A 15401-nucleotide genomic window follows, 5' to 3' on the forward strand; every position below is an offset into this window, starting at 1 on the left:
TCATATTCTTTCTACATATATGGTAATCATCAAAATGTAGTTTGAAATATATGGGTTGGCCCGTACAGTCCACCCCCATGCATGACATTGCTTTCATTTTTGCCGGGTTTTTTGTCGGGATCGTGGTCGGTTTGACCGGCGTCGGCGGCGGCTCGCTGATGACGCCCATCCTGATCTTTGTCTTCGGCGTCAAACCCTATATGGCGGTCGGCACCGACCTGCTGTTTGCCGCCTTCACCAAAATGGGCGGCACGGTCAAGATGGCGCGCTCCGGCCTGGTGCCCTGGCGCGTGGTGCTGCACCTGAGCGCGGGCAGCATTCCGGCGGCCCTCATCACACTGTGGATGCTGAAAACCGTGGGTCCGGCTGATGCGGCCATTCAACACCTGATGACCTCGACACTGGGCGTAGCCCTGCTGCTCACGGCAGCCGCCACCCTGTACAAGGCACTGCGCGGCAAGGCCGCCCCGACACGCATCGCCGCTGGCCAGGAGGCACAAGCCACCACGCCGCGCCACTGGAGCCTGCCCCTGCTGCTGGGCGCCCTGATCGGTACCCTGGTGTCGCTGACTTCGGTGGGCGCCGGTGCCATTGGCGTCACCGCGCTGATGTTGCTCTACCCCATGCTGCCGCTGCCACGCATCGTGGCCGCCGACATCGCCTACGCCGTGCCACTCACCCTGGTGGCGGGTGCCGGCCACGCCACGCTGGGCTCGGTCGACTGGTCCATGCTGAGCCTGCTGCTGGCAGGCTCGCTGCCTGGCATCTGGCTCGGTTCGCACTTCATGACCCGTGTGTCCGAGCGCGTGATCCGCTCGCTGTTGTCGGTGCTGCTGGCCTATGCCGGCACCAAACTGATCGCGCTCTGATTCCTTCGTATTCCAAACCCATCGGCTTCGCTTTAGTATCCAAGAAACATGTACCAATACACAGATTTTGACCGTCAATTCATCCGTCAACGTGCGGCCCAGCATCGTGACCAGCTGGAGCGCAACCTGAAGGGTGAACTCAGCGACGACGAATTTCGTCCGTTGCGATTGCAAAACGGCTGGTACATCCAGCGCTACGCGCCCATGCTGCGTGTGGCCGTGCCTTACGGCGAACTGGCCAGCCGGCAATTGCGGGTACTGGCACAAATTGCCCGCCAATACGACCAACCCAGCGCAGCCGTCTACCAACACGCCAGCAAAATCCAGGCCGAACTGGGTACGCCGCACCTGCCGGTGGGTTATGGTCACTTCACCACCCGCCAAAACGTGCAGTTCAACTGGATCCCGCTGGACAAGAGCGCCGATGTCATGGACCTGCTGGCCACGGTCGACATGCACGGCATCCAGACCAGCGGCAACTGCATCCGCAACATCACCAGCGACGCTCTGGCCGGCATCGCCCCCGACGAGCTTATTGATCCCCGGCCCTATGCCGAAATCATGCGCCAGTGGAGCACGCTGCACCCTGAATTTGCCTTCCTGCCGCGCAAATTCAAGATCGCCATCAACGGTGCACGCGAAGACCGCGCCGCCGTTTCCTGGCATGACGTGGGCCTGCACCTGGTGCGCAACGCCGCCGGCGAGATCGGCTTCAAGGTGCTGGTCGGTGGCGGCATGGGCCGCACCCCGATGATCGCCAGCACCCTGCGCGAGTTCCTGCCCTGGAACCAGATCCTGAACTACCTCGAAGCCGTGGTGCGCGTCTACAACCGTTTTGGCCGGCGCGACAACCTCTTCAAGGCCCGCATCAAGATCCTGGTGAAAGCCGAAGGCCAGCGCTTCATCGACGAAGTGGACGCCGAGTACGAGCAGATTTTGTCGCACGATGGCGCGGCACACGCCATACCCCAGGCCGAGCTGGACCGCGTGACCGCCTCGTTCGTGGCGCCCGCGCTGACAAAACCGGCCGCCCAGCCCGAGGCGATACAGTTCACTGACAAGGAAAGCGCCGAATACCAGCGCTGGCTTAACCAAAACGTGCGCGCGCACAAAAACCCGGCGCTGCGCGCGGTCACGCTGTCCTTCAAACGCCTCGGTTTTGCGCCCGGTGATGCCACGGCAGAACAGCTCGATGCCGCCGCCGATCTGGCAGACCGCTTCAGCGCCGGCGAAGTGCGCGTCACACACGAACAAAACCTGCTGCTGCCCTGGGTCGCTGCCGCCGAACTGCCCGCCCTGTGGCAAGCCGCCCGCGCTCTGGGCGTGGCCAAAGCCAACATTGGCCTGCTCACCGACATGATCACCTGCCCCGGCGGCGACCTGTGCGCGCTGGCCAATGCCCGCTCCATTCCACTGGCGCAAGCCATCACCGAGCGCTACCAGGACCTGGACGAACTGCTCGACCTGGGCGCCGTTGACCTGCACATCAGCGGCTGCATGAACTCCTGCGGCCACCACCACACCGGCCACATCGGCATCCTGGGCGTGGACAAGGATGGTCGCGAGTGGTACCAGATCTCGCTGGGCGGCTCCGACGGCAGCACGCTCAGCGGCCTGCCCGTGGCCGGCAAGGTCATCGGCCCATCCTTTGCCGCCTCGGAAGTGACCGACGTGGTGGAAGCGCTGCTCGACACCTACAGCGCCCAGCGCCTGACCGGTGAAACCTTCATTGCCTGCGTGCGCCGCCTCGGCCTGGAGCCGTTCAAGCTGGCAGCCAACGCCGTCCGCCACGAAACCCGCGACGGTGGCAAAGTGCTGCACATCCACCTCGCCACGGCCGATGCCGCAACCGACTGAAACCTGGAAGCTCCTGAACATGAACACGCTTGAACTGATTTCTTCAGCCGCCCATGCCGAGGCGCCGACTGACGGCCAGGTGATCGACCTGGCCAATGACGTCGATCCCCGCACCCTGACGCTCGATGGCGTCACACGCATCAACCTGCATTTCCCCAAGTTCACCGACGGGCGCGCCTTCAGCCAGGCCTACCTGCTGCGCCGACGCCTCGATTTCAAGGGCGACATCCGCGCCACCGGCGACGTCCTGGTGGACCAGGTGCTGCAAATGCAGCGCAGCGGTTTCAGCTCGGCCGTGTTGCGCGCCGACCAGAATCTGGCGCATGCCGAGCGTCAATTGCAGCGTTACCCGGAGTTTTACCAGGGTGATTCCGCCAGCCCGCAGGCCCTGTTCACCCGCCAGAAAGCCACCCCATGAGTGCGATCGACCTCAACGCCCGCGCCTCCAGCACCTTCGCGCAAAAGCTCGCCGACACCCAGGCACTGCTGCAGCAGGCCGCGCAAGATTACACCCCGCGACAGAGCGGCGACGCGCCGCGCATCACGCTGGCCTGCAGTCTGGGCGCCGAAGACATGGTGCTGGCGCACCTGATCAACAACCTGCAGCTCAACATCGGCATCTTTGTGCTGGAAACCGGCCAACTTCACGCCGAAACACTGGCGCTGCTGGAGCGGCTGCAGGCCAGCTCGCGGGCACCAGTGCAGGTGTTCAAGCCGGTCCAGGAAGTCGCCATCCAATTCGTGGAACGCGAAGGCAAAGACGCCATGTACAAGAGCATTGCCCTGCGCAAGGCCTGCTGCGGCATTCGCAAGATGGAGCCGCTGGGCCGCGCCCTGGCTGGCAAGGACGCCTGGATCACCGGCCTGCGCCGTGAGCAATCAGGTGCCCGCGCCGAAGTGCCCTCAATCGACCGCAGCGATGCAGCCAAAGTCAAATATAACCCGCTGGCCGACTGGACCTGGGGCGACGTGTGGTTTTACATCGCCCAAAACAAGGTCGACTACAACCCGCTGCACGACCAGTTCTACCCCAGCATCGGCTGTGCCCCCTGCACCCGTGCCATCAGCCTGGGCGAAGACTTCCGCGCCGGACGCTGGTGGTGGGAAGACGAAACTGCCAAGGAATGCGGCCTGCACGTCAAAGCCAGCCCGCTGCCGAACATAAAAAGCTGAAAAATGAACGCACCTACCCCATCAGAACTGCTGCAAACCATGACGCACCACCCTCGCCCCGACCATTTAAGCAACGCCCACCTTGACGCACTCGAAGAAGAAACCATCTTCATCCTGCGCGAAGTGGCCGCCGCCTTTGAGCGACCGACCCTGCTGTTTTCAGGCGGCAAAGACTCGCTGGTGATGCTCAAGTGCGCCGAGAAAGCCTTTGGCACGCCGGCCACCGGCGGCCGGATTCCCTACCCGCTGCTGATGATCGACACCGGCCACAACTTCCACGAGGTCACTGACTTCCGCGACGCCCGCGCCAAGGAACTGGGCGCCGAACTGATCGTGCGCAGCGTTGAAGACTCGATGGCGCGCGGCACCGTGCGCCTGGCGCATCCGGGTGAGTCACGCAACGTGCACCAATCGGTCACGCTGCTCGAAGCGATCGAAGAATTTCGTTTTGACGCACTCATTGGCGGCGCCCGCCGCGACGAAGAAAAAGCCCGCGCCAAGGAGCGCATCTTCAGCCACCGCGACAGCTTTGGCCAGTGGCAACCCAAAGACCAACGGCCCGAGCTGTGGACGCTGTTCAACACCAAACTGCAGCCCGGCGAGCACTTCCGCGTGTTCCCGATCAGCAACTGGACCGAGCTCGACGTCTGGCAATACATTGCGCGCGAAGCCATTGCCCTGCCCGCGCTCTACTACAGCCACCAGCGCGAAGTGGTCGAACGCAAGGGCCTGCTGGTGCCGGTGACCGAACTCACGCCCCTGAAACCCGGCGAAGTGGCAGAAATGCGCGACGTGCGTTTTCGCACCGTGGGCGACATCACCTGCACCTGCCCAGTCGAAAGCTTGGCCGCCACGCCGGAACAAATCGTCATGGAGACCCTGGCCGCCGACGTGAGCGAACGCGGCGCCACCCGCATGGACGACAAAACCTCGGAAGCTTCGATGGAGAAGCGCAAAAAAGATGGCTATTTCTAGCAGCCTTCGGCCCGAGGGCGGGCCTCCCACAAAGGCAGGGCCAGCACCCTGTGGGAGCGGCGCCCTCGCCGCGAATGCCCCCGAACAGCCATTGACCCGTTAACTCAATCACCCTCACCATGATGACCACGAATAATTCCGCTGCGCCAACTGCACAGACCGCGACGCCAGGCCAGTCCGACACCAGCACGGCCCTCAAATTCATCACTTGCGGCAGCGTGGATGACGGCAAAAGCACCTTGATCGGCCGCCTGCTCGTTGACAGCCGCTCGGTGCTGCAAGACCAGTTGGCCAACGTCTCCAAAAGCGGCGAAGCCGACCTGGCGCAATTCACCGACGGCCTCTCCGCCGAGCGCGAGCAAGGCATTACCATCGACGTCGCCTACCGCTACTTCAACACCGCCAACCGCAAGTTCATCATTGGCGACGCGCCCGGCCACGAGCAATACACCCGCAACATGGTCACCGCCGCCAGCAGCGCCGATGCCGCCGTGGTGCTGGTCGATGCCACCAAGCTGCAATGGCAGGACGCGGATTTGAATCTGCTGCCACAGACCCGCCGCCATTCGCTGCTGTGCCACTTGCTGCGCGTGCCCAGCATCGTCTTTGCCGTCAACAAGCTCGACGCTCTGGGTGCCGATGCCGAAAAGGCATTTGTCCATATCCGCGCAGCACTGGAAAAGTTCTCAGCCGAGGCTGGCATTGAAGTCACCGCCATCGTGCCGATCTCGGCGCTCAAGGGCCACAACGTGGTCGAATCGACCGACGACGGCTGGTGCGGCTACAACGGCCTGAGCCTGCTCGACATTCTGGAAGAACTGCCGGTGACCCCCGCCGATACGGCGTTGCCACTGGCATTTCCGGTGCAATGGGTCGAAAAATTTTCTGCCAGCGCCGACACCTCGCAAGGTCGCCGGGTGTTCTGGGGCCGGGTCGGTGCGGGCGTTGCCCAGGTCGGCCAGACCGTCAAGGTGCTGCCCAGCGGACAAACCGCCACCATCGCCCAGGTGCTGGGCCACACCCGCCAGCCGCGCACGGTACCAGCCGGTCACAGCGCCGGTATCGTGCTCGACCGCGAAGTGGACGTGTCGCGCGGCGACTGGCTGCTGGCCACTGATGCCGCGCCCGCCAGCCGTGAAATCACGGTCACGGTGGCCTGGATGGATGACGAACCGCTGGTCGCCGGGCGCACCTACTGGGCGCTGCACGGCCACCGCTGGGTGAAAGCGCGCGTCAAACGCGTGGTGCACCGGCTCGACATCAACACGCTGGCCGAGGAGGACGCAAGCGCGCTCCCAGCCAACAGCATCGGCCACGTCGAACTGCTGTTGCAGGAGCCCCTTGCCGTGCAGTCGTTCAACACCTCGCGCGTGCTGGGCGCTTTGGTGCTGGTCGATACCGCCAGCCACAGAACCGCAGGGGCGGCCCTGGTGAATTGACACGATACCGCAGCCCTTGAACCCGAGCCTTTAAAATCTCTCTTTTGCTTACAACCGAAGAAATACCAACATGACCCATACCGTCACCGAAGCCTGCATCAAGTGCAAGTACACCGATTGTGTCGATGTCTGCCCCGTGGACTGTTTTCGCGAAGGTCCCAACTTCTTGACCATCGACCCCGATGAATGTATTGACTGCGCAGTCTGCATCCCCGAATGCCCGGTCAACGCCATTTACGCCGAAGAAGATGTGCCCAAGGACCAGCGCCACATGACCAAGCTCAACGCCGAGCTGGCCAAGCTGCCCACCTGGAAAAGCATCACCAAGCGCAAACCAGCGCTGCCCGAAGCCGAAGAATGGAAAGACAAGACCGGCAAACTGTCCGAGTTGATCCGCTGAACCCGAAATCGATTCCCATGTCGGCACCCTGTGGGAGCAGCATCCTGTGGGAACACTGCTCTGTAGGAGCGGCGCCCTCGCCGCGAAGGTCTTTGACCCCCGCACCCCATGACTGACCCCACCCCCATCCCCACCGACGCCCTGGTCATCGGGGCCGGGCCGGTGGGCTTGTTCCAGGTGTTTCAACTGGGTCTGCAGGGCATCCACGCCCAGGTGGTCGATGTGCTGGAGCAGGCTGGCGGCCAGTGCATCGAACTCTACCCCGACAAGCCCCTCTACGACATTCCCGGCCTGCCTTACAGCACCGGCCGCGAGTTGACACAGCGGCTGCTGCAACAAGTGGCCCCCTTCAAACCCACGTTTCATTTCAACCAGCAGGTCAGCCAGCTCAAGCGTCAGGCCGATGGCCGCTGGCTTGTTGCCACGCCGGAACAGCAATTTCTGACCCGTACCGTGTTCATTGCCGCAGGTGTAGGCGCCTTTGTGCCCAAGGAACTCAAAATTGACGGGCTGGCAACTTTTGCCGGCAGCCAGTTGTTTTACCGCCTGCCCCGCCCTGAACAACGCAAGGGCCGGCATGTGGTGGTGGTCGGCGGCGAAGAAAACGCGGTGGACAACGCCATCGCCCTGGTCGCTGAAGGACCCCACCAGGCCGCCAGCGTGACCCTGATGCACCGGCGCGACGTGCTGCAAGCCAGCCCGCAGGCGCTGGAAAAGCTGGCCGAATTGCGTACCAATGGCCGCATCCAATTTATCACCGGGCAAATCACCAGCATCGCAACGCAGGGCGACCGGCTCACGTCGGTGGCGGTAAACACCCCCGAAGACCAGACCCTGAACCTGCCACTGGATGCGCTGCTGGTGTGCCAGGGCATCAGCCCCAAACTGGGGCCAATCTCCGAATGGGGCCTGACCATGGAGCGCAAACAACTCAGCGTGGACCCGGCCACGTTTGCCACCAGCGAAGCCGGGATTTATGCCGTGGGCGATGTCAACAGCTACCCCGGCAAAAAGAAACTGATCGTCTGCGGTTTTCACGAAGCCACGCTGGCCGCCTTTGCCGCGGCCAGTTACCTCAACCCGCAAGCCTCGGGCGTGCTGCAATACACCACCAGCAGTGCGCTGTTGCAGCAGCGGCTGGGCGTTGAAACCAACGCGGCTTCAGCCTGATTACTTCCCCACTAGCTGATTGAGCTTGTCGGCCTGGAAATGCTCCTGCATGGCAGCGTCGCCCGGCACCACGGTGCTTTCGTTGCGCTGGCAGCTCAGCTTTTCCAGGGCTTGCCACAGCATGGAAATCTGGTGCTCCTGCGTGGCCGCGTTGTCGATCAGGCCGCGCATGGCCTGGCTCAGGGGATCGTCGCTTTGCGTGACACCATAGGCTGAAAAGCCCATTTTGGAAGCCGCCTCCTCGCGCTTCGCATCCTGCTCGGCCTGGATGATGCGCGCCGGGTTGCCCACGGCGGTGGCGCCTGCGGGCACCGGCTTGGTGACCACCGCGTTCGAGCCTACCTTGGCGCCATCGCCCACGGTAAAGCCGCCCAGCACCTGCGCGCCTGCCCCCACCACCACGCCACGGCCCAGCGTGGGGTGACGCTTGGTGCCTTTGTAAAGCGAGGTGCCGCCCAGCGTCACACCTTGGTAAATGGTGCAGCCGTCGCCAATTTCAGCGGTCTCGCCCACCACCACGCCCATGGCATGGTCAAAAAACACGCGCTCGCCAATTTTGGCGCCGGGGTGAATCTCGATGCCGGTGAAAAAGCGCGCCAGATGCGAAATAAACCGCCCCAGCCATTTGAAGTCATGCGTCCAGCAGGCGTGCGCCAGCCGGTGCAGCAACACGGCGTGCACGCCGGGGTAACAGGTGAGCACTTCCCAGGCAGTGCGGGCCGCCGGGTCGCGCTCCAGAATGCATTGAACGTCGGATTTGAGTCTTGAATACATGGGGTGAGTTTATTCGCTCGCAAAGGCGTCTGCTAATGTGGCATCGGCGCCCTGCAGGAGCGGCGCCCTCGCCGCGAATGCCCCCAGAACAGCCTTCGGCCCGAGGGCGGGCCTCCTACAAAGGCAAGGCCTCCCACAAAGGCAGGGCCGCCCTCTTTATGGGTTGTCCGGCTTCACTGCTGCTTCAGCATCATCTTGGCAATGCCGCGCAGGATGTGGATTTCTTCCTGGGTCACCGCAGCGCGGTTGAACAACTGGTTCAGGCGCGGCATGAGTTTCTTGGGCGATTGCGGGTCCAGAAACCCGATGCTGGTGAGCCCCTGCTCCAGGTGCGCCAGCATGCCGGCCACCTGCGCCGCGTCCGCCAGCACCGGCTCTGTGGTGGCCGGCTGCACTGGGTAGCCGCCCAGCGCCTCACGCCAGTCATAAGCAATCACCTGCAGCGCCGCCGCCAGATTGAGCGAGCCAAACCTGGGGTTGCTCGGAATGCTCAGGCAGGCATGGCAGCGGTAAACGTCTTCGTTGGCCATGCCGAAACGCTCGGAACCAAACAAAAAAGCCACGCCGGTCTGGCTGACATCGGGGGCTTTCAGCAGCGCCTCAAAGTGCGCCCGCGGTGCCACCGTGGGCGGGCCGAAGTCGCGCGGTGTCATGGCGGTAGCACACAGGTGCGTCATGCCATCCAGCGCTTCATCGAGCGTGGCCACAATGCGGGCGTTCTTGAGCACGTCAAGGGCACCGCTGGCGCGCTGGATGGTTTCTTCGCGGTTGAGCACATTGGCCCAGCGCGGCGCCACCAGCACCAGATCGTCAAAACCCATGGTTTTCATGGCGCGTGCGGCAGCGCCGACATTGCCGGCATGACTGGTATGGATCAGAATAAAACGCGTCTGCATGGTGGCCCGTTAAAATAACGCTATTGTCGCTGTCCGCATCGCCGTTCAGCGCTCCGCTCTTTCATCATACAGACCCAGGCCCGATCCGTCCGTCTTACACAATTCATATGACAACTTCAAACTTGCACCCCATGGTCAACGTGGCCGTCAAAGCTGCCCGCGCTGCCGGCGCCATCATCAACCGCGCCGCGCTCGACGTCGAATCGGTCCGCGTGTCCCAAAAGCAGGTCAATGACTTTGTCACCGAGGTGGACCACGCATCCGAAGCCATCATCATCGAAACCCTGCTGGGCGCCTACCCCGGCCACGCCATCTGGGCCGAAGAATCAGGCCGCATGCATGGCGCGCAAGACTCCGAATTTGTCTGGATCATCGACCCGCTCGACGGCACCACCAACTTCATCCACGGCCTGCCGATTTATTGCGTCAGCATTGCGCTGGCAGTCAAGGGCAAGGTCGAGCAGGCGGTCATTTACGACCCCAGCCGCAACGACCTGTTTACCGCCACCAAAGGCCGCGGCGCCTACCTCAACAACCGCCGCATCCGCGTCGCCAAACGCACCCGCCTGCAGGAATGCCTGCTCTCCACCGGCTTCCCCTACCGCCCGGAAGACGACCTCAACACCTACCTGCGCCTGATGGGCGACATGATGCAACGCACCGCCGGCCTGCGCCGCCCCGGTGCCGCCGCGCTCGATCTGGCCTACGTGGCAGCCGGCTTTACCGACGGCTTTTTTGAACTCGGCCTGCAACCCTGGGACATGGCCGCTGGCTCGCTGCTGATCACCGAGGCCGGCGGCCTGGTCGGCAATTTCTCGGGCGACGCCAATTTTCTGGAACAAAAAGAATGCATGGCCGCCAACCCGCGCATCTACGGCCAGATGGTGGCCATTCTTGGCAAATACAGCAAATTTGCCGGCGCCGGCGACAAAGCCGCCGTGCGCGAAGCCGTGGCCGAGTTGGCCAAGACGCAATAACACCCCCCGCCCCCTGTAGGAGCGGCGCCCTCGCCGCGAATGCCCCCAGTTGAATTGACTTACCTTCGCCTGGCCGAGCGCACGCCGGAGAGTTCGGCGACCAGGCCGAGTACTTTGTGCAGGCGGCCAGTGTCGGCGACCTCGACCGTGAAGGTCATCCACGCGGTGCCTTTGATGGACTGGGTCTGCACGCCGATGACATTCATTTTTTCCTTGGTGAAGACCTCGGAAATGTCACGCAGCAGACCTTGCCGGTCTTGCGCTTGCACCGCCACGTCGACCGGGAACACCGAGCCGCCGCCGGCTTGGCTCAGACCCCATTCGACGTCGATCAGGCGTTCGCCATTTTTGGCGACCATTTCCTTCAGGTTGGGGCAGTCGGTGCGGTGCACGCTGACGCCCTTGCCGCGGGTGACAAAACCGCAGATGGCGTCGGGCGGCGCCGGTTTGCAGCATTTGGCCATTTGGGTCATGAGCGAGTCCACGCCAACCACCAGCAAGCCGCCTTTGCTCGGGTTGCTGTCGCTGCGGGGTTTGCGGATGAGCGGCGCCTCCAGGTCGTGCTGAGGGGGTTCGTCCGGGCGCAGCAGCTGCTCGATGGTGCGCAATGAAAACTCTTCCTTGCCGACCACTTCAAACAGGGCGTCGGCCGAGGTGAAGCCGAGCTGGGAGGCCAGGTCGTCGAGCTTGAGGGCGGTTTTGCCCTCGCGCTGCAGCAGTTTTTCGACGGCTTCGCGGCCTTTGGCGGTGGTTTCGGCCAAAGCCAGGGCGTTGAACCAGGCCCGTACCTTGGTGCGCGCGCGGTGGCTGACCAGGTAGCCCTGCTCGGGGTTGAGCCAGTCGCGCGAGGGGCCGCCCTCTTTGACCGTGATGATCTCGACGGTCTGGCCGTTCTTGAGCGGCGTGTTGAGCGGCACCATGGCGCCGTCAACGCGCGCGCCCCGGCAGCGGTGGCCCAGGCTGGTGTGCACGCTGTAGGCGAAGTCCACCGCGGTGGCGCCCTGCGGCAACTCGACGATGGCGGCCTCGGGGGTGAGCACGTAGATGAGGTCGTCAAAAGCGCCTTGCGTCTGGATGCCCGAGAGGTCGCGTTCCCATTCCAGCAGCTGGCGCAGCACGGCAATTTTGGCGTCGTAGGCGCCGCTGGCCGAGACGCCGGCATAGCCTTTGGCACCGGCTTCCTTGTAGGCCCAGTGGGCGGCAACGCCGTTTTCGGCGTGGTCGTGCATGGCCTGGGTGCGGATCTGGATCTCGCAGACCTGGCCGCCGCTGTCGCGCACCACGGTGTGCAGCGACTGGTAGCCGTTGACCTTGGGCTTGGCGATGTAGTCGTCGAATTCTTCGGCGATGGGTGTGAAGTGGCTGTGCACCCAGCTCAGGGCGGCGTAGCACTCGGGCACGCTGGCGACCACGATGCGCAGCGCGCGCACGTCGTACACATGCTCGAAGTCCAGCCCCTTGCCGCGCATTTTCTTGACGATGCTGTAGATGTGCTTGGGTCGGCCCGAAACGCTGGCATTGATGCCGTTGGCATTCAGGTCGGCCTCGAGCCGGGCGCGCAGGCGTTCGACGTAGGCCTCGCGCTCGGCGCGCTTTTCATCGAGCCATTTGGCCACCTGGCGGTAGGTGTCGGGCTCCTGGAAGCGAAACGCCAGGTCTTCCATTTCCCACTTGATTTCCCAGATGCCCAGGCGGTTGGCCAGCGGCGCAAAAACCTGCAGGGCCTCGGCGGCGATGCCTTCGGGGATAGGTAATTTGGAGGCGGCAAAAAAGCGCAGGGTTTGCAAACGCGACGCCAGGCGCAGCATGACCACGCGCAGGTCGCGCGAAAACGCCAGCAGCATCTTGCGCACGTTTTCGGTTTGCATGGCAGCGGGCTGCAGGCCGGCGCTGTGGCCGCGCGCGCGCACCAGCCGGGCCTGGCGCTGTACCCGAACCAGCTTGGTGGTTTCCATGGCGAGCGCGGCAAAATTGTCGCCAAAGGCCTTGGCGATCACCTCTTGCGGACGGTTCAGGTGGTCGCAGGTATAGACCAGGTAACTGGCGGCCTGCATGGCTTCGGAGCCGCCAATGCTGCGCAGGATGGCCGCCACGGCGTCGGCGTGGGCCAGAATGTTTTCACCGGTGTCGAGCAGTTCGGTGACCAGCAGGGGTTCGGCAAAAGCACGCGCGCGCGCCAACGCATGGGCCTGCTCCGGCAAGCTGTCAGCAGTGGCGGCCACCACCGGCAGGACCGGTTTGGCGGCGGGATCAGGGTTGGCTGTGGCTTGGCTTTTCATCAATATAGTTGGTGTTGATCGTCATGGCGAATTGTGTGGGAGGCCCTGCAGTTGTAGGAGGCCCGCCCTCGGGCCGAAGGCTGTCCTGGGGGCATTCGCGGCGAGGGCGCCGCTCCCACAAAGCCCTGCTCCCACAAGTGCAACTCCCACAGTGGCCACGGATTTCATGGGTGATCCAGCAAAAATGAGACCACGGCTTGTACCTGGTCGGCGGCGATAAACGTGGGCGCGTGGCCGACGCCGACAAATTCGAGCAATTGGGCCCTGGGGCCGCGCTGGGTCATGGCCTGCGCGGTCTGGCGCGACAGCAGATCGGAGTCGGCGCCACGAACCAGCAGCGTGGGGGCGCTGATGTGGTCATAGGCTTGCCACAACAAGGCCTCGCCCTGGGCCGCGGATTCGGGTGTGACGGCGGCAAAGGGCTGGGCCAGTGCCGGGTCGTAGTGCAGCGTGAGGCGGCCGCTGCCGTCGCCCAGCGGTTTGAGCATGGGCCGGCACAGCGCCAACCATTCGGCCGGTGTGTGCGGGCCGAAGGTGCTGGAAACGGTCCACATCGCGTCAGCGGCCTGCTGTTCGGTGGCAAAGGCGCCGGTGTTGCCCAGATACTGGCCAATGCGTTGCAAGGCCTGCCACTCGATGGCCGGACCGACATCGTTGAGCACCAAACGGCGCACTTTGGCAAAGGCCGGGGCATTGGGCAGGCCCGCCACCGCCATGCCGATCAGGCCGCCCATGCTGGTGCCGACCCAGTCGAGGGTGGCGGGTTGCAGTTGCTGCAACAGCGCCAGCATGTCGGCCGCGTAGCAGGGAATCTGGTAGCCGCTGGGGTCTTTGAGCCAGTCGCTTTTGCCACGCCCGACCACGTCCGGGCAGACCACACGCAGGCTGTGGCCGGTGCTGGCAGCATGCGCGCACAGGGCTTGCGCCAGCACGTCGAAATCGCGCCCCTGGCGTGTCAGACCATGCACACACAACACCACATGGCCGCTGTCGGGCTGGCCCCACTGCCAATAGGCCATGCGGTGGCCGCCCTGGGCATCGGGGCAGGTGACAAATTGGAGGGTGGGTTCCGGCATGGCGATGTCTGCAATCTAAAAGGAGGCTGGATAATGACCGTGTAGCATCCTAATTCAAACTCGGTGCCATCACGTTTGGTGCGGCACTATTCAATTATTTTTTTCGGAGAAATACACCATGCTCAAAGGTAAAACAGCGCTTGTCACCGGGTCCACCAGCGGCATCGGCCTGGGCATTGCCAAAGCACTGGCGGCCCAGGGTGCCAACATCGTCATGAACGGCTTTGGCGATGTGGCAGGCGCCCAGGCCGAGGTGGCTGCGCTGGGCGTGCAGGTGGCCTACCACGGCGCCGATATGAGCAAGCCGGATGAAATTGCCGCCATGATGACCTATGCCGCCGAACGGTTTGGCCGGGTTGACATTCTGGTGAACAACGCCGGCATCCAGCATGTGGCGCGGGTCGAAAACTTTCCGCCCGAGCGCTGGGACGCCATCATCGCCATCAATCTGAGCAGTGCGTTCCATGCCACGCGGCTGGCGCTGCCGGCCATGCAGGCGGCGGGCTGGGGCCGCATCATCAACGTGGCGTCGGTGCATGGCTTGGTGGCTTCAGCAGAAAAATCGGCCTATGTCACGGCCAAGCACGGCGTGGTCGGCCTGACCAAGGTGACCGCGCTGGAAAACGCCACCAGCGGCATCACCTGCAACGCGATTTGCCCCGGCTGGGTGCTGACGCCGCTGGTGCAGAAACAGGTGGATGCCAAGGCCGCCGCACTGGGCTTGTCAAATGATGACGCCAAAAAGCTGCTGCTGGGCGAAAAAGAGCCGTCCATGCAATTCACCACCCCCGAAGAACTGGGCGCGCTGGCCGTGTTTTTCTGCTCCCCCGCCGGCAACAACGTGCGCGGCGTAGCCTGGAACATGGACGGCGGCTGGGCCGCGCAGTAGCAGCAATAATTGGGGTCAGATTCCAATTAATTTCAATACCAATAGCCTTCGCGGCGAGGGCGCCGCTCCCACAGAGGCAGAGCTCCCACAGAGGCAGGATCACCACAGAGGCTGGGCTTCCTCAAAGTCAGGGCCACTGAATAGGGATGTGCTTTTGTAGGAGCGGCGCCCTCGCCGCGAATGACCCCTAGTGCAAAGGCTGCTTGCCAGCGCTTCCAAAGCTGATTAATGGCTTGACAAGCGTTTGCTTATTATCTAATATGACCCCATAAATAATTTAACGGGTCATATATGGCTCAAAAAAATACAGAACAACTTCCACGCGAAGTTCTCAGGCACCTTGAGGAGCTTGGGCAGCGCGTGCGCACTGCGCGCGTGCGCCGCCGCATGAGCACAGAGGACCTGGCACAGGCCTGCGGCATTGGGCGGCGCACCCTGTACCGCATCGAAAGCGGCGAGCCCGGCATCGCCCTGGGAACATTCATGAGCGTGCTCTGGAAACTCGGACTCCTGGACAGCATTGCCGGTATCGCCAACCCAGATACCGACGACCACGGCAAGATTCTCGAAGCAGCCTCCCGCCCGCAGCGTGTGCGCGCGCATGTTCCGGACAACGACTTTTAAAGT

The 15401-nt window shown here is 63.3% G+C and carries 15 protein-coding genes; 11 read left to right on the forward strand and 4 right to left on the reverse strand.

The window, feature by feature from the left end; genetic code table 11:
* Nucleotides 1–77 precede the first annotated feature (77 nt).
* From NDJ10_RS01525 to NDJ10_RS01560, 8 genes are all read left to right on the forward strand, one after another.
* Nucleotides 78–869, forward strand: a complete 792-nt coding sequence (locus NDJ10_RS01525; protein ID WP_296159289.1) for a sulfite exporter TauE/SafE family protein — start codon at nucleotides 78–80, stop codon at nucleotides 867–869.
* 48 nt (nucleotides 870–917) lie between these two features.
* Nucleotides 918–2726, forward strand: a complete 1809-nt coding sequence (locus NDJ10_RS01530) for a nitrite/sulfite reductase (RefSeq protein WP_296159290.1) — start codon at nucleotides 918–920, stop codon at nucleotides 2724–2726.
* A 19-nt stretch (nucleotides 2727–2745) separates the two neighbouring features.
* Complete coding sequence (locus NDJ10_RS01535; RefSeq protein ID WP_296159291.1) at nucleotides 2746–3144, forward strand: DUF934 domain-containing protein; 399 nt, start codon at nucleotides 2746–2748, stop codon at nucleotides 3142–3144.
* Nucleotides 3141–3899 carry a phosphoadenylyl-sulfate reductase gene (locus NDJ10_RS01540; protein ID WP_296159293.1) on the forward strand — a complete coding sequence of 253 codons (759 nt, stop codon included), beginning with the start codon at nucleotides 3141–3143 and terminating at the stop codon, nucleotides 3897–3899. The genes NDJ10_RS01535 and NDJ10_RS01540 overlap by 4 nt, the downstream gene beginning before the upstream one ends.
* Before the next feature lie 3 nt (nucleotides 3900–3902).
* Nucleotides 3903–4874, forward strand: coding sequence for a sulfate adenylyltransferase subunit CysD (cysD, locus tag NDJ10_RS01545; RefSeq protein WP_296159294.1), 972 nt, complete (start codon nucleotides 3903–3905; stop codon nucleotides 4872–4874).
* Between the two features lie 122 nt (nucleotides 4875–4996).
* Nucleotides 4997–6313 (forward strand): GTP-binding protein, encoded by a 1317-nt coding sequence (locus NDJ10_RS01550; protein ID WP_296159295.1) that lies wholly within the window; start codon nucleotides 4997–4999, stop codon nucleotides 6311–6313.
* A 70-nt stretch (nucleotides 6314–6383) separates the two neighbouring features.
* A complete protein-coding gene (fdxA, locus tag NDJ10_RS01555; protein ID WP_296159296.1) occupies nucleotides 6384–6713 on the forward strand; it encodes a ferredoxin FdxA in 330 nt (109 codons plus the stop codon).
* Between the two features lie 108 nt (nucleotides 6714–6821).
* Nucleotides 6822–7883, forward strand: a complete 1062-nt coding sequence (locus NDJ10_RS01560; protein WP_296159297.1) for an NAD(P)/FAD-dependent oxidoreductase — start codon at nucleotides 6822–6824, stop codon at nucleotides 7881–7883.
* Here NDJ10_RS01560 and cysE read toward each other — a convergent pair whose 3' ends face one another.
* On the reverse strand, nucleotides 7884–8657 hold the full coding sequence (cysE, locus tag NDJ10_RS01565; protein WP_296159299.1) for a serine O-acetyltransferase: 774 nt from the start codon (nucleotides 8655–8657) through the stop codon (nucleotides 7884–7886).
* A gap of 173 nt (nucleotides 8658–8830) precedes the next feature.
* Entirely contained in the window at nucleotides 8831–9553 is a 723-nt protein-coding gene (locus NDJ10_RS01570; protein WP_296159300.1) for an RNA methyltransferase, read from the reverse strand.
* 107 nt (nucleotides 9554–9660) lie between these two features.
* Here NDJ10_RS01570 and NDJ10_RS01575 point away from each other — a divergent pair, with 107 nt between their 5' ends.
* A complete protein-coding gene (locus NDJ10_RS01575; RefSeq protein WP_296159301.1) occupies nucleotides 9661–10530 on the forward strand; it encodes an inositol monophosphatase family protein in 870 nt (289 codons plus the stop codon).
* A 59-nt stretch (nucleotides 10531–10589) separates the two neighbouring features.
* Here the strand turns inward: NDJ10_RS01575 and NDJ10_RS01580 are convergent, their stop codons facing one another.
* Entirely contained in the window at nucleotides 10590–12809 is a 2220-nt protein-coding gene (locus NDJ10_RS01580) for a bifunctional (p)ppGpp synthetase/guanosine-3',5'-bis(diphosphate) 3'-pyrophosphohydrolase (RefSeq protein ID WP_296159302.1), read from the reverse strand.
* Between the two features lie 164 nt (nucleotides 12810–12973).
* Complete coding sequence (locus NDJ10_RS01585; RefSeq protein ID WP_296159303.1) at nucleotides 12974–13885, reverse strand: alpha/beta hydrolase; 912 nt, start codon at nucleotides 13883–13885, stop codon at nucleotides 12974–12976.
* Nucleotides 13886–14003: 118 nt separating this feature from the next.
* Here NDJ10_RS01585 and NDJ10_RS01590 point away from each other — a divergent pair, with 118 nt between their 5' ends.
* Together NDJ10_RS01590 and NDJ10_RS01595 are read left to right on the forward strand one after the other, a co-directional pair.
* Nucleotides 14004–14774 carry a 3-hydroxybutyrate dehydrogenase gene (locus NDJ10_RS01590; protein WP_296159304.1) on the forward strand — a complete coding sequence of 257 codons (771 nt, stop codon included), beginning with the start codon at nucleotides 14004–14006 and terminating at the stop codon, nucleotides 14772–14774.
* Nucleotides 14775–15065: 291 nt separating this feature from the next.
* Nucleotides 15066–15398: a helix-turn-helix transcriptional regulator gene (locus tag NDJ10_RS01595; protein ID WP_296159305.1), complete on the forward strand. Its 333-nt coding sequence runs from the start codon at nucleotides 15066–15068 to the stop codon at nucleotides 15396–15398.
* Nucleotides 15399–15401: the final 3 nt, after the last annotated feature.

Source organism: Rhodoferax sp., assembly GCF_023700745.1.
GTDB lineage: Bacteria > Pseudomonadota > Gammaproteobacteria > Burkholderiales > Burkholderiaceae_C > Rhodoferax.

Excerpts from the sequence above, each read along its gene's own strand:
- NDJ10_RS01525 (WP_296159289.1), top strand. The coding sequence starts at position 78 with ATGCATGACATTGCTTTCATTTTTGCCGGGTTTTTTGTCGGGATCGTG.
- NDJ10_RS01530 (WP_296159290.1), top strand. The coding sequence starts at position 918 with ATGTACCAATACACAGATTTTGACCGTCAATTCATCCGTCAACGTGCG.
- NDJ10_RS01535 (WP_296159291.1), top strand. The coding sequence starts at position 2,746 with ATGAACACGCTTGAACTGATTTCTTCAGCCGCCCATGCCGAGGCGCCG.
- NDJ10_RS01540 (WP_296159293.1), top strand. The coding sequence starts at position 3,141 with ATGAGTGCGATCGACCTCAACGCCCGCGCCTCCAGCACCTTCGCGCAA.
- cysD (WP_296159294.1), top strand. The coding sequence starts at position 3,903 with ATGAACGCACCTACCCCATCAGAACTGCTGCAAACCATGACGCACCAC.
- NDJ10_RS01550 (WP_296159295.1), top strand. The coding sequence starts at position 4,997 with ATGACCACGAATAATTCCGCTGCGCCAACTGCACAGACCGCGACGCCA.
- fdxA (WP_296159296.1), top strand. The coding sequence starts at position 6,384 with ATGACCCATACCGTCACCGAAGCCTGCATCAAGTGCAAGTACACCGAT.
- NDJ10_RS01560 (WP_296159297.1), top strand. The coding sequence starts at position 6,822 with ATGACTGACCCCACCCCCATCCCCACCGACGCCCTGGTCATCGGGGCC.
- cysE (WP_296159299.1), bottom strand. The coding sequence starts at position 8,657 with ATGTATTCAAGACTCAAATCCGACGTTCAATGCATTCTGGAGCGCGAC.
- NDJ10_RS01570 (WP_296159300.1), bottom strand. The coding sequence starts at position 9,553 with ATGCAGACGCGTTTTATTCTGATCCATACCAGTCATGCCGGCAATGTC.
- NDJ10_RS01575 (WP_296159301.1), top strand. The coding sequence starts at position 9,661 with ATGACAACTTCAAACTTGCACCCCATGGTCAACGTGGCCGTCAAAGCT.
- NDJ10_RS01580 (WP_296159302.1), bottom strand. The coding sequence starts at position 12,809 with ATGAAAAGCCAAGCCACAGCCAACCCTGATCCCGCCGCCAAACCGGTC.
- NDJ10_RS01585 (WP_296159303.1), bottom strand. The coding sequence starts at position 13,885 with ATGCCGGAACCCACCCTCCAATTTGTCACCTGCCCCGATGCCCAGGGC.
- NDJ10_RS01590 (WP_296159304.1), top strand. The coding sequence starts at position 14,004 with ATGCTCAAAGGTAAAACAGCGCTTGTCACCGGGTCCACCAGCGGCATC.
- NDJ10_RS01595 (WP_296159305.1), top strand. The coding sequence starts at position 15,066 with ATGGCTCAAAAAAATACAGAACAACTTCCACGCGAAGTTCTCAGGCAC.